The sequence below is a fragment of the Pseudomonas sp. NPDC089395 genome, from assembly GCF_044749525.1.
In the GTDB taxonomy this organism is placed as follows: Bacteria; Pseudomonadota; Gammaproteobacteria; order Pseudomonadales; family Pseudomonadaceae; genus Aquipseudomonas.
The window spans coordinates 155,968-168,947 of the sequence record NZ_JBIVID010000003.1; the positions used below are offsets into that span (position 1 = coordinate 155,968).

13 protein-coding genes are annotated in these 12,980 nt (G+C 64.5%); 3 read left to right on the top strand and 10 right to left on the bottom strand.

The window, feature by feature from the left end; genetic code table 11:
- Window positions 1-53: 53 nt before the first annotated feature.
- Window positions 54-1,463, bottom strand: a complete 1,410-nt coding sequence (locus ACIPZG_RS09135) for a purine-cytosine permease family protein (protein WP_400712536.1) — start codon at window positions 1,461-1,463, stop codon at window positions 54-56.
- A gap of 416 nt (window positions 1,464-1,879) precedes the next feature.
- Window positions 1,880-2,332 (bottom strand): Lrp/AsnC family transcriptional regulator, encoded by a 453-nt coding sequence (locus ACIPZG_RS09140; protein ID WP_008093867.1) that lies wholly within the window; start codon window positions 2,330-2,332, stop codon window positions 1,880-1,882.
- Window positions 2,333-2,443: 111 nt separating this feature from the next.
- On the opposite strand from ACIPZG_RS09140, the gene ACIPZG_RS09145 reads away from it, so the two are divergent.
- From ACIPZG_RS09145 to ACIPZG_RS09155, 3 genes are all read left to right on the top strand, one after another.
- Window positions 2,444-3,058 carry a LysE family translocator gene (locus ACIPZG_RS09145; protein WP_400712539.1) on the top strand — a complete coding sequence of 205 codons (615 nt, stop codon included), beginning with the start codon at window positions 2,444-2,446 and terminating at the stop codon, window positions 3,056-3,058.
- 139 nt (window positions 3,059-3,197) lie between these two features.
- Window positions 3,198-3,830: a LysE family translocator gene (locus ACIPZG_RS09150; RefSeq protein ID WP_400643064.1), complete on the top strand. Its 633-nt coding sequence runs from the start codon at window positions 3,198-3,200 to the stop codon at window positions 3,828-3,830.
- Between the two features lie 88 nt (window positions 3,831-3,918).
- A complete protein-coding gene (locus ACIPZG_RS09155) occupies window positions 3,919-6,081 on the top strand; it encodes a response regulator (protein WP_400712542.1) in 2,163 nt (720 codons plus the stop codon).
- A 29-nt stretch (window positions 6,082-6,110) separates the two neighbouring features.
- Here the strand turns inward: ACIPZG_RS09155 and ACIPZG_RS09160 are convergent, their stop codons facing one another.
- The 8 genes from ACIPZG_RS09160 to ACIPZG_RS09195 form a co-directional block, all read right to left on the bottom strand.
- Complete coding sequence (locus ACIPZG_RS09160; protein WP_400712545.1) at window positions 6,111-6,674, bottom strand: NUDIX hydrolase; 564 nt, start codon at window positions 6,672-6,674, stop codon at window positions 6,111-6,113.
- Window positions 6,675-6,676: 2 nt separating this feature from the next.
- Window positions 6,677-7,441: a GntR family transcriptional regulator gene (locus ACIPZG_RS09165; protein WP_400712548.1), complete on the bottom strand. Its 765-nt coding sequence runs from the start codon at window positions 7,439-7,441 to the stop codon at window positions 6,677-6,679.
- Window positions 7,442-7,529: 88 nt separating this feature from the next.
- Window positions 7,530-7,919 carry a carboxymuconolactone decarboxylase family protein gene (locus ACIPZG_RS09170; protein WP_400712551.1) on the bottom strand — a complete coding sequence of 130 codons (390 nt, stop codon included), beginning with the start codon at window positions 7,917-7,919 and terminating at the stop codon, window positions 7,530-7,532.
- A gap of 199 nt (window positions 7,920-8,118) precedes the next feature.
- Entirely contained in the window at window positions 8,119-8,604 is a 486-nt protein-coding gene (locus ACIPZG_RS09175) for a flavin reductase family protein (RefSeq protein ID WP_400712554.1), read from the bottom strand.
- Between the two features lie 12 nt (window positions 8,605-8,616).
- Window positions 8,617-10,098, bottom strand: a complete 1,482-nt coding sequence (locus ACIPZG_RS09180) for an aldehyde dehydrogenase (protein WP_400712557.1) — start codon at window positions 10,096-10,098, stop codon at window positions 8,617-8,619.
- A complete protein-coding gene (locus ACIPZG_RS09185) occupies window positions 10,095-10,928 on the bottom strand; it encodes an alpha/beta fold hydrolase (protein ID WP_008100857.1) in 834 nt (277 codons plus the stop codon). Before ACIPZG_RS09185 ends, ACIPZG_RS09180 begins: the two co-directional genes overlap by 4 nt.
- Window positions 10,929-10,994: 66 nt before the next feature.
- Window positions 10,995-11,591: an amino acid synthesis family protein gene (locus ACIPZG_RS09190; protein WP_003256068.1), complete on the bottom strand. Its 597-nt coding sequence runs from the start codon at window positions 11,589-11,591 to the stop codon at window positions 10,995-10,997.
- 319 nt (window positions 11,592-11,910) lie between these two features.
- Complete coding sequence (locus ACIPZG_RS09195; RefSeq protein WP_400643058.1) at window positions 11,911-12,954, bottom strand: LLM class flavin-dependent oxidoreductase; 1,044 nt, start codon at window positions 12,952-12,954, stop codon at window positions 11,911-11,913.
- Window positions 12,955-12,980: the final 26 nt, after the last annotated feature.

Below are 12,980 nucleotides of genomic sequence, written 5' to 3' on the forward strand. Positions count from 1 at the left end.
TTCCCCTGTGGGAGCCGGCTTGCCGGCGATAGGGCCGGGGCAGGCAAAGCTACTTAAGCAGCAGCCACCTTGGCGCTCATCTGCCGACGACGATAAGCACTGTCACGGCTCGCCAGCCACCAGTACAGCGGCGAGGTGATGACCAGCCCCACCAGCCACGACAGGTCGGCACCGTTGATATGCTCGGAAATCGGCCCAACGTACAGCGGCGTGTTCATGAACGGGATCTGCACCACGATGCCCACCGCATAGGCAAGCAGCGCCTGCGGGTTGTAGCGTCCGTAGATACCGCCATCGACCTTGAAGATCGACTGGATGTCGTAGTCGCCCTTGTGGATCACGTAGAAGTCGATCAGGTTGATCGCCGTCCACGGCACCAGCACCACCAGCAGCACCAGCACCATGTCGACGAAGTGGCCGATGAAGTCCGCCGAAGCGAACACCGCCACCACGCAGCAGGCCGCCAGCACGATCAGCGACAGCACCGCACGGCTCTTGGCCGTCGGGATCCAGCGGTAGGCGAAGGTCTGGATCAGGGTGATGATCGACAGCACTGCGCCATATAGGTTGAGGGCGTTGTGGCTGATCACGCTGAGCAGGAACAGCACCAGCATGATCGGGCCCAGGGTGCCGGTGGCCAGCTTGACCGCATCCATGGTGTCCATGCCGGCGGGAATCGCCAGCACCGCCACCGCGCCGAAGATGAACGACAGGCTCGAACCCAGGGCCGAGCCCAGGTAGGTGGTCCAGAAGGTCGACGAGACTTTCACGTCGGCCGGCAGGTAGCGCGAGTAGTCCGACACATAGGGGGCGAAGGCGATCTGCCACAGCGCCGCCAGCGACACGGTGGCCAGCCAGCCGGCCAGGTTGAAGCTGCCGCGGGTCAGGAAGTCGTCGCTCTGCACGTGGGTGAAGATGTAGCCGAAGCCGACCACGATGCCGATGCCCAGCACCCAGGTGCCGATGCGGTTGAGCACGTGGATGAAGCGGTAGCCGATGATGCCGATGATCCCCGAGCCCAGCGCGCCGATGACGATGCCCACGGGCACCGGCACGGTGTCGACCACGCCATGCAGCGATTTGCCGGCCAGCACGATGTTGGAGGCGAAGAAGCCGATGTACATCACCCCGGCGATCACGACTACCAGCAGTGCACCGAGCGAGCCGAACTGGGCGCGGCTCTGGATCATCTGCGGGATGCCCATCTGCGGGCCCTGGGCCGAGTGCAATGCCATCAGCACGCCGCCCACCAGGTGCCCGACCAGGATGGCGACGATGCCCCATATCAGGTTCAGGTGAAACAGCTGCACGCCCAGCGCGCCGGTGACGATGGGCAGCGGCGCGATGTTGCCGCCGAACCACAGTGTGAACAGATCCCTTACCTTTCCATGGCGGTCTTGCGGGGGCACGTAGCCGATCGTGTGTTTTTCTATGAGGGGTGCCGAGTTGGCTGCACTGGTCATGACTGACTCCAAGGCAAGGTTGGGCAACGGGGGCTGCCCGGGTACGTGCCGGCGAAGGGCGACGCGTTCTTGTTGGAGCGATGATGCGGGGTGCGGGGGGAAGGAGAAATTAGTAAATATGTGCCCATAAGCGTTAAAAAACCTAAGGCTGACAAAAGGTTAAGGGACGAGTGGTAGCAACAAGCGGGCCATCGGGCTGGAGGGCCCGGGCTTGGGGTGTTGGAGAGGGGATCAACTCAAACGGGTGTGTCGGGTTGGTGCGGGGTGCGCAGTTGCGGTGCAGGTGAAATTGTTGCCTGTACCGGCCCTTTCGCGGGGCAAGCCCGCTCCCACAGGTACCTCGCTGAGCTCAGGCCTGCGAGGTACCTGTGGGAGCGGGCTTGCCCCGCGAAAGGGCCGTAAGCAGCCCCGAAAATCTACATGGGCAAGATCCGATCCTGAATCACTTCCTTCATCACCAGCGTCGAGCTCAACCGCTTCACATTGGGAATGCTGGTCAACTGCTCGTCATACAGCTTCTGAAACGCTGGCAAGTCCTTGGCCACCACATGCAGCAAGTAATCGGGATCGCCAAACAGCCGCTGCGCCTCGACGATCTGCGGTATCTCGCTGACGGCCGCTTCGAAATCCGCCACCGGCTGGCGGGTCACTTCACGCAGGGTGACGAACACCAGCGCGGCAAAGTTCAGCCCCAGCGCGCTCGGCGCCAGGCGCGCGTGGTAGCCGAGGATGGCGCCGCTCTCTTCCAGCGCCTTGAGCCGCCGATGGCAGGGCGACAGGCTCAGGCCCACGCGGTCGGCCAGTTCGGTCACCGAAAGGCGACCGTCTTTTTGCAGCTCGGCAAGGATTTTTCGGTCTGTGCGGTCCATGGGGGGAGAATCTTCCAGTAATCGTGCGTATCGGGGAAATATACGGAAGAAAATCCTCCGACGAAATCTTTACGCTTTCTTCACCCGCCAACCTGTGAAGGAAGACTCAAAGTGGCAATCAGTGTGCTGACGGCGTTCTGGGCCGTGTCGTTGTTGTTCGTGATTACCCCGGGGGCCGACTGGGCCTACGCCATCTCGGCGGGCATGCGCGGGCGCTGGGTGATGCCGGCGGTGGCGGGCATGTTGTCGGGGCATTTTCTTGCCACCCTGGTGGTAGCGGCGGGGGTGGGCAGCCTGCTGGCCGGGCACCCGTTGGCGTTGACGCTGCTGACGTTGGCCGGCTCCGTCTACCTCCTGTGGCTGGGCGGCAATCTGCTGCTCAAACCGGCGGTGCCTGAAGCGGGGCAGGGCGATGCCGAAGAATCCGGTTCGCGCTGGGCGCTCAAGGGCTTTTGTGTCAGCGGGCTCAACCCCAAGGTGTTTTTGCTGATCCTGGCCTTGCTGCCGCAGTTCACCGACCCGCAGTCGAGTTGGCCGGTGCCGCTGCAGATCGTGCTGCTGGGGCTGGTGCACCTGTGCAGTTCGCTGGTGATCTATTCGCTGGTGGGTTATGGCGCCAAGGCGGTGTTGAGCACCCGGCCGGAGGCGGCGAAGTTGGTGGGCAGGGTGTCGGGGTTGGCGATGATTCTGGTAGGCATGGGGTTGATCATCGGGCAACTGGGCTGAAGTCACTGGCCCTATCGCCGGCAAGCCGGCTCCCACAAAGTACCTCTGGGAGCCGGCTTGCCGGCGATAGGGCCGCTACAGACGCCAGCCGACCCCTCGGATACACTCGCCTCACCTTATCGCCCCGCAGGACGCCCCCATGCCCGACACCGCGCAGCTGTTGACCTTCGCCCTGATCTGCCTGGGCATGGTCCTGACCCCCGGCCCCAACATGATCTACCTGATCTCCCGCTCGATTTGCCAGGGCCGCCAGGCGGGGCTGATTTCCCTCGGCGGCGTGGCTCTGGGCTTCGTCATCTACATGTGCAGCGCCGCGCTGGGCATCACCGCGCTGATGATGGCGGTGCCCTTTGCCTACGACGTGCTGCGCATCGGTGGCGCGCTGTATCTGCTGTACCTGGCCTGGCAGGCACTGCGCCCCGGTGGCCGTTCGCCTTTCCAGGTTCGCGATCTGCCCGCGGACAGCCCACGGCGGCTGTTTGGCATGGGCCTGGCCACCAGCTTGCTCAACCCCAAGATTGCGGTCATGTACCTGTCGCTGATGCCGCAGTTCATTCAGCCGGACCACGGCAGCGTACTGACCCAGTCACTGGTGCTGGGTTCGACGCAGATCGCCATCAGCGTCACGGTCAATGCACTGATCGCGACCATGGCCGGCTCGATCGCCGTGTTCCTCGCCGGGCGGCCGCTGTGGCAGCAGGTTCAGCGCTGGCTGATGGGCACCGTGCTGGCCGGCCTGGCCCTGCGCATGCTGGCCGAAGGGCGCCGTTGATCATTCGGTAAAAAACTCGGGAACGAACCGTCGAGCGCACATCTCCTATCCATCAGATGGATGGCAATGTGCCTGGGACTTCCGAGACATGAAAGTGCTTCAGCAACACGACACCCATAACCCGCCACCGCACTTTTTGCTCAATGGTGGGGCCATCGGCAGTCTGCTGCAGTCGATGGACTGGAGCGATTCCCCACTTGGCCCGCCAGAGACATGGTCACCGCACTTGCAGGCAGTGATGGCCACGCTGCTGCCGGCCCAGGCGCAATTCGTGCTGTTCTGGGGCGCGGCTTACGCCGCGCTCTACAACGACGCCTATGCACCGACCATTGGCACCAAGCACCCCCAGGCATTGGGGCGGCCGGGTGAAGAAAACTGGCGTGAGCTGTGGGAAGACCTCGAACCCCTGCTGCGCGGGGTGCGGGAAACCGGCCAGACCTTTTCGGCCAAGGATCGCCCCTTCTATATAGAACGCCGTGGCCTGGGTGAAACCGTGTACTTCGACGTGTCCTACTCCGCCGTGCGCGAGGCCGATGGCAGCGTCGGCGGGGTGCTGTGCCTGGTCACCGAGACCACCGAACGGGTGCGCTTCCAGCAGCGTCAGGCGTTTCTGCTGGAGCTGAGTCGGTCTTTGGCGGGGCTGGGCGAGGCAGAGCGTATCGAGGCCTATGCCGTCAGTCGCCTGGGCCAACACCTGGGGGCGGCGCAGGTCTATTTCGGCGAAGACCAAGGCGATGGCGCAGGCTTCAAGGTCGCCCATGACTGGGCCGACGGCGTGCCATCGTTGGTCGGCCAGCACTGCTACGCGACGTTCGGCGCAACGTTGCGCGAGCAACTGGAGGCGGGCCGGGTGGTGCAACAGGCTTATGACAGCGTGTCGACGCCGCTGAGCGGCCAGTGCGCCACGCTGCATGTCCCGGTGCTACGTGGCGGTCGCCTGGAGGCGGTGCTTGGCGTGCACTTTCGCAACCCACGGCACTGCTTCGAAGACGAATCTCAGCTGGTGGAGGACGCCGCCAAGCAAGCCTGGGCGGCCATTATCCATGCCCGCGCGGAACGTGCCTTGCACCTGCTCAACGAAAGCCTGGAAGAGCGCGTCGCGGCGGTGCTGGCAGAGCGCGAAGCAGCGATGCTGCAGCTGCACGAAGCGCACAAGCTGGAAATGATCGGGCAATTGACCGGTGGCATTGCCCATGACCTCAACAACATGCTCACGCCGATCATCGCCTCCTTCGAGCTGATGCGTCGGCACCCGCAGTCCGAGCGGGCTCCGCGCCTGATCGACGGCGGCCTGCAGGCCGCGGAGCGGGCGCGCAACCTGGTCGGGCGCTTGCTCAGTTTCGCCCGCCGGCAGACCCTCAAGCCGCAGGCCGTGTCGCTGGCCGCGCTGGTGGAGGACATGCGCGAGCTGATGGCCCGCTCGCTGGGGCCGACCATCGCCGTGCAGGTGCAGATCGACCCGACACTGCCCGCGGTGGTGGTCGATCCGCATCAGCTGGAGCTGGCCCTGCTCAACCTGGTGGTCAATGCTCGCGACGCCATGCTCGACGGCGGTGCCCTCCGTATCGCTGCCGGGCTCGATCCCGATGACCCGCAGACCCCTGCTGGGGAGGCTGGCGCACAGCGGGTCTGGTTGCAGATCCGCGACAGTGGCAGCGGCATGAGCGAAGAACAGCTGCGCCGCTGCATTGAGCCGTTCTATTCCACCAAGGGCGTGGGCAAGGGCACGGGCCTTGGCCTGCCGATGGTCCAGGGGCTGGCGGTGCAGTCGGGTGGGGCCTTCGAAATTCGCTCGCGACAGGGGGAGGGGACGGTAGCCACGTTGTGGCTGCCGATCAGCGATGTCGCGGCGGTTGGCCGAGACAGTGAGATCATCGACGTGCCTTTGGCTGCCCGTGCGGCCCGGGTGTTGCTGGTGGACGATGAGGAAATCGTGCGCCATGCCACGGCCTTGCAGTTGAACGATCTGGGCTACGAAGTGACCGAAGCCGCCAGCGCTGCGGCAGCGTTGCAGCTGGTGGAGCAGGGTTGGATGCCCGATGTTTTGGTGACCGATCACGTCATGGCCGATATGACCGGGGTGCGTTTTGCCCAGCAGCTGCGCGAGCGCCAGGCCGACCTGCCGGTGCTGATCATCACCGGCTACGCCAACCTGACACCCAAGGAACTCAAGGGCTTCGAGGTGCTGCGCAAACCGTACCGGCGCTCAGAATTGGCGCAGAGTGTGGCGCGGTTGCTGGCAGGGTTCTAGTCAGCGCTGGCCCTTTCGCGGGACAAGGCTCAGCGAATGAAATGCACCTTGCCGGTATCGTCATTGCCCATGTAGATCCCGTAAACCCCCGCCTGGCGCTCAAGGATGTAGCGCTCGAGAATCTGCCGGATGGCCGGGTAGTAGATCTCTTCCCAGGGAATCTCGTCCGGCTCGAAGAACTTGTAGGCCAGCGTCTCCGGCCCATACTGCCCGGTCTCTTCGGTCGCGATGGCGCGGAAGATGATGTACACCTCGGAGATTGTCGGCACGCTGAAGATCGAATACGGCGAGACGATTTCGCCACGCACGCCACTCTCTTCCCACACCTCGCGCAATGCCGCCTGCTCGGTGGTCTCGCCGGCCTCCATGAACCCGGCCGGCAAGGTCCAGGTGCCGGGGCGCGGTGGGATCGCACGCTGGCACAACAGGTACTTGCCATCGCGTTCGATGATGCAGCCAGCGATGATCTTCGGGTTGAGGTAGTGGACGTAGCCGCAGCCGGTGCAGTGCAGGCGTTCGTGGGTGTCGCCTGTGGGAACGCCCCGGGCCAGTTCCATGGTGCAGTGCGGGCAGTAGCGCGGGGCGGTGGGCATGGTCAGCGGCCTGTGCGGGGTTGTATGCGTGGCTCCTTGAGGGCCAGGGGCTCGACGATGTCGCGCACCTTGGTGTTGTCGTCCTGCTTCTGTCGCAGGTAGTCCAGGGCCACCTTGGCGGCAGCGCGGACGTGATCGACCGAGGCCTGGTGGGCGGCCAGCGGGTCGCCGCCCTTGATCGCCTCGACGATCTTTTCCATTTCAAGGTTGCTGGCGCCGCGGCGGTTTTCCTGCGACACCGAGGTGGCGCGCAGGTAGCTGATGCGCGCCTGCAGCTGGCGCAGCTGCTGCGCCGCCACCTGGTTGCCGGAGCCTTCCAGGAGCACGTCGTAGAAACCTTGCACCGAATCCAGCACCTGTTGCAGTTCGCCTTCCTCGAGCGCCTCGCGGTTGACCTCCAGCGCACGCTCCAGGGCGCGGATGTCCTTGGCCTTGGCGTTGAGCGTGAACAGCTGCACGATCAGGCCTTCGAGCACGCAGCGCAGCTCGTAGATGTCGCGGGCATCTTCCAGGGTGATGATGGCCACGCGCGGGCCCTTGGCGTCGGCGAATTCCACCAGCCCTTCGGACTCCAGGTGGCGCAGGGCTTCGCGCACCGAGGTGCGGCTGACCCCGAGGCGGTCGCAGAGGTCGCGCTCGACCAGGCGGTCGCCCGGGAGCAGGTGGAAGTTCATGATCGCGCCACGCAGCTTGTCGAGCACGATTTCACGCAGGGTAACGGGGTTGCGGTTGACCTTGAAGCTGTCGTCGAGTGGCTGGCGTTTCATCAGGTGCGCTCTTTATGAGGCTGTTGCGCCAACATCACGGAATACCCCGAACCGAGGCATTCCTTGCAGTGGTTCGAACAGCCCGTTGTTAACGGGTTGACTCCGCATCGGCTTCGGCGAACGCTTCGCGGGCCAGGCGGAAACTGTCCACCGCCGCGGGCACGCCGCAATAAATGCCGACTTGGAGCAGGATCTCGCGAATCTGTTCACGGCTCAGGCCATTGCGCAATGCGCCGCGTATGTGCAGCTTGAGCTCGTGGGGCCGGTTGAGCGCGGAAATCATGGCCAAGTTTATCATGCTGCGCTCTTTGAGCGACAAGCCTTCGCGGCCCCAGACGTGGCCCCAGCAGTACTCGGTGACCAGCTCCTGCAGGGGCTTGGTGAAGTCGTCGGCGTTCTGGATGGAGCGGTTGACATAGTCCTCGCCCAGCACCTGGGTGCGGATCTGCAGGCCTTTCTGGTACTTTTCGTTGCTCATTGCTTCGCTCCGAATGAAAACAGGGGCCGCAACCGAGTGGTGAGGGATAGCGCGGCCCCTAAAAAGGGGGGGGGTTGGAACCTGGGGCTGCTTTGCAGCCCTTTCGCGACACAAGGCCGCTCCTACAGCGATCGCGGTCTCCTGTAGGAGCGGCCTTGTGTCGCGAAAGGGCCGCGCAGCGGCCCCAGCCTCCTGACCATCAACCCAGCGGCGGCAAGGCACCCAGTTTGCCCTTGTGGTAGACCATCGGCGTCACCGCCTGCTCCGGCAGCACCAGGTTCATCACCGCGCCAACGATGATCGCGTGGTCACCGCCGTCGTACTCGCGCCACAGTTCGCACTCGATGATCGCCGTGGCCTTGGCCAGCAACGGGTTGCCCAGCTCGCTCAGGTGCCAGTCGATGCCCTTGGCCTTGTCCTTGCCCTTGCCAGCAAAGGCATAGGCCTCGGCGGTCTGGTCGGCGGACAGCAGGTGGATGGCGAACTGCTTGCTGTCGCGCAGGATCGGGTAGGTGTCGGAGGCGTAGTTGGGGCAGAACAGCACCAGCGCCGGTTCGATCGACAGCGCGCTGAACGCGCTGGCAGTGATACCGACGATGCCGCCGTCGGCGTCCAGGGTGGTGACCACCGTGACGCCAGACGGGAAGGAGCCCATCACGTCTTTGTAGATGCCAGGTTCGATCATCGAGTTTTCCTCCTAGCGCATCACGAACGGGTCGGGCATCGGCGCGGTGGACAGGTTGATCCACACGGTCTTCAGCTCGGTATAGGCCAGCACCGAATCGATGCCGCTTTCACGGCCGTAGCCGCTGTTCTTGAAGCCGCCGATCGGCGCCATGGCCGACACCGCGCGGTAGGTGTTGACCCAGATGATCCCCGAACGCACGTCGCGGGCCAGGCGGTGGGCACGGCCCAGGTCGCGGGTCCAGATGCCGGCGGCGAGGCCGAACTGCGAGTCGTTGGCCATCGCCAGGGCTTCTTCCTCGGTCTTGAAGCGGATCACCGCGGCGACCGGGCCGAACACTTCTTCCTGCATGATGGTCATCGAATTGCTGTCGCATTCGAACAGGGTCGGTTCGTAGAACCAGCCGTCACCCTCGACCTCGGCACGCTTGCCGCCCATGTGCAGCTTGGCGCCTTCGGCCTTGGCCGCCGCCACCAGGCCTTCGACCACGGCCAGCTGTTGCGCGGTGGCCATCGGGCCCATTTCGCTGGCGTCATCCTGCGGGCTGCCGATGCGGATGCGCTTGGCACGGGCGATCAGGCGCTCGACGAATTCGTCGAAGATCTCGTCCTGCACCAGCAGCCGCGAACCGGCCACGCAGCTCTGGCCGGAGGCTGCATAGATGCCGGCCACGGCGCCGTTGATGGCGCTGTCCAGGTCGGCGTCGGCGAAGATGATGTTCGGCGACTTGCCACCCAGTTCCAGCGATAGCTTGGCGAAGTTCTCGGCACTGCTGCGCACTACATGGCGGGCAGTGGCGGCGCCGCCGGTAAAGGCGATCTTGCGCACCAGCGGGTGGCGGGTCAGCGCAGCGCCCGTGCTTGGGCCATACCCGGTGACCACGTTGACCACACCCGGCGGGAAGCCGGCTTCATGGGCCAGGCGGGCCAGTTCGAGGATGGTCGCCGAGGCATGCTCGGAAGGCTTGAGCACGATGGTGTTGCCCGCGGCCAGGGCCGGGGCCAGCTTGATCGCGGTCAGGTACAGCGGACTGTTCCACGGGATGATCCCGGCCACCACGCCGATCGGCTCGTGCACGGTGTAGGCGAACAGGTCCGGCTTGTCCAGCGGCAGGGTACCGCCTTCGAGCTTGTCGGCCAGGCCCGCGGTGTAGTGGAAGAACTCCGGCAGGTAGCCGACCTGGCCGCGGGTTTCGCGGATCAGCTTGCCGTTGTCGCGGCTTTCCAGCTGGGCCAGGTGTTCCTTGTTCTCGGCGATCAGGTCACCCAGGCGGCGCAGCAGTTTGCCGCGCGCGGTGGCGGTGATGCTGCGCCATTCTTTGCTGTCGAAGGCGCGCTGGGCGGCCTGCACGGCCAGCTCGACATCGGCTTCGTCGGCGTCGGGCAGTTGCGCCCAGGCCTGGGCGGTGGCCGGGTTGAGGCTGTCGAAGGTCTTGCCGCTCTGGGCATCGCGCCATTGGCCGTCGATGCACATCTGGAAACGAACGAGGGTCATGCAACAATCCCCTTGGCGGATTCGGTGAGGGTGCGGGCTTGGCTGAGGAAGTCCAGGAGCATCTTGTTGACTTCCCGTGGTGCCTCTACCGGCATCATATGCCGTTGCTCGGCGAGGACCACGCTTTGCGCGCCTGGAATGCTGGCGGCGAGCTGGCGGGTCATGGCCGGGGTAGAGCCTGCGTCGAGTTCGCCGGTGGCGATCAGCGTCGGCACCTGGATGCTGCCCAGGTCGGCTGCGCGATACATGTCCTGGGTGGCGAACAGTGAGTAGGTGGTGTGGTAGCCCTGCGGGTCGTTGCTCGCCAGCACTTGGCGAATCGCGGCGACCTGCGCCGGGTTGGCGGCCTTGTATTCACGGCTGAACCAGCGGTCGAGCGCGGCATCGACGTTGGCGTCGGGGCCCAACTGCGCAGCCTGGGCAGCGCGGGCGATGACCCCGGCGCTCTGCTCGGGGGTGCGGTTGAACACGCTGTTGAGCACCACCAGCGCAGACAGGCGCTGCGGGTATTCCAGGGCAAAGGCGCGGGCGACCAGGCCCCCCATGGAGAAACCGATCACAGTGGCCTGGGGGATCTGCAGGTGGTCGAGCAGTTCGGCCAGTTGGGCGGCATAGCCTTCCAGGCCGATCTCGGCCGGGGGCAGGGCGCTCTGGCCGTGGCCGAGCATGTCGTAGGCGATGACGCGGTAGTCGTTGGCCAGGCCCACGAACTGCCCGCCCCACATTTCCTTGTTCAGGCCCACGCCGTGGATCAGCACCACGGGTTGGCCCTGGCCTTGTACCAGGTAACTGGTGCCGGCCGGTGTACGTTCAGCGACAGGCTGAATCATGGAGGGCGCTCCTTGAAGGTCGGGCGTGGCGCATGCACGCCACGCCCCGGCCCGTCTGGTTTGTTGTTATTGAGCGTTGGCTTTTTCGGCAGCCAGTTCTTCCAGGTCGATGTAGCGGTTACCGATGCGCGGGTGCAGACGGCCGCCGTCGGCGGCACCAAGGACCACGACGATCTCGTCGGCACGCGGGGCGTCTTCGATCTGCATTTCCAGGGTGATGTAGTGCGAGCGCAGGCCTTCGTCGTCCTTCTGCATCATCGGGATCTGGATCGAGGTGCCTGGGCCGCCGCGCTTGTTGGTGAAGCTCAGGTAGCTCTTGGCCTGCACCGCTTCGCGGTAGTGGTTGCCGAAGCGCAGGGTGTGGATCACGGCGGAGGCGTGCTCGATCTCACCGTCGGCACCGACCACGGCGGCCTTGCCATAGGCTTCGATCTTGTCGGCACCGCCGATGGCGGCGGTCAGGCGCTCGACCATCAGGGCACCCAGCTCGGAACAGTTGGCACGGATTTCCGGCTTGAGGTCTTCGACGAAACCGCGACCGGCCCATGGGTTCTTGATCACGACGGCCAGGCCGACCATGGTCACCGGCTTGTCGGTGGCCTTGCCGCCTTCGATGCGGGTCTCTTCGGAGTAGGTGACGATCTTGCGGATTTCGAAACTCATGGGGGGGGCTCCTGGTGAGGGTTATCAGCTCTTGTTGTCTGATGGTATACCATAATATTTGTTGTGCAAGAGGTGCTTTGAAATTTCTCGGGCGGGGGGGACGAAAGGTGGGCTGATGCCTTGATTCATGGGCTGTCTGTACCGGCCCTATCGCCGGCAAGCCGGTTCCCACAGGAGTGCAGTGGAGTACCTGTGGGAGCCGGCTTGCCGGCGATAGGGCCCGTACTGCTTAAGCAAATCTCAAAAAAACGCCCGCTCGCGAAAGCCACAAGGGCCCCGGGAGCGGGCTGATCCCGCAACTATTTCAGGCAATGGGAATTCAGGCGAACGCCGGCACCACTTCCTTGATGAACAGCTCCAGCGACTTCTTCTTCTCGGCGTGGGGCAGGCTGTTGTCGCACCAGAAGCTGAACTCATCGACGCCCAGTTCCTGGTAGTACTTGATGCGCGCGATGATCTCTTCGGGGGTGCCGATCATGGTGTTCTTGCGGATGTTCTCCAGCGCGAAGGCCGGCACCTCGGCGAACTTGGATTCCGGGCTTGGCTCGAGGAATCCATTGACCGGCGTGGTCTTGTTGCCGAACCAGGCGTCGAAGGTGCGGTAGAAGCGCGAGATGGCCTGAGCACCGACTTTCCAGCCTTCCGGATCGGCCGGGCTGTGCACGTGGGTGTGGCGCAGCACCATCAGTTGCGGGCGTGGTACCTCGGGGTTGTTGTCCAAGGCAGCCTGGAACTTGTTCTTCAGGTCCAGCACTTCCTCATCACCCTTCATCAGCGGGGTGACCATGACGTTGCAGCCGTTCTTGACCGCGAAGTTGTGCGAGTCCGGGTCACGGGCGGCGATCCACATCGGTGGCATGCCTTTTTGCACCGGTTTCGGCACGCTGGTGGAGGTCGGGAACTTGTAGACTTCGCCTTCGTGGGCGTAGTCGCCTTGCCACAGCTCGCGCACCGCCGGGACCATCTCGCGCAGGGCCTTGCCGCCGTCGGTGGCCGGCATGCCATTGGCCATGCGGTCGAACTCGAACTGGTAGGCGCCGCGGGCCAGGCCCACTTCCATGCGGCCGTTGCTGATCACGTCGAGCAGGGCGCATTCGCCGGCCACGCGGATCGGGTTCCAGAATGGCGCGATGATGGTGCCCGCGCCCAGGCGGATCTTCTCGGTGCGGGCGGCCAGGTAGGCCAGCAGCGGCATCGGGCTTGGCGAAATGGTGTATTCCATGGCGTGGTGTTCGCCGATCCACACGGTGCTGAAACCGCCGTTCTCGGCCATCAGGGTCAGTTCGGTCAGGTCTTCGAACAGCTGGCGGTGGCTGACCTGTTCATCCCAACGTTCCATGTGCACGAACAACGAAAATTTCATGGGGCTTTCCTCGGAGCTTGGAAGTC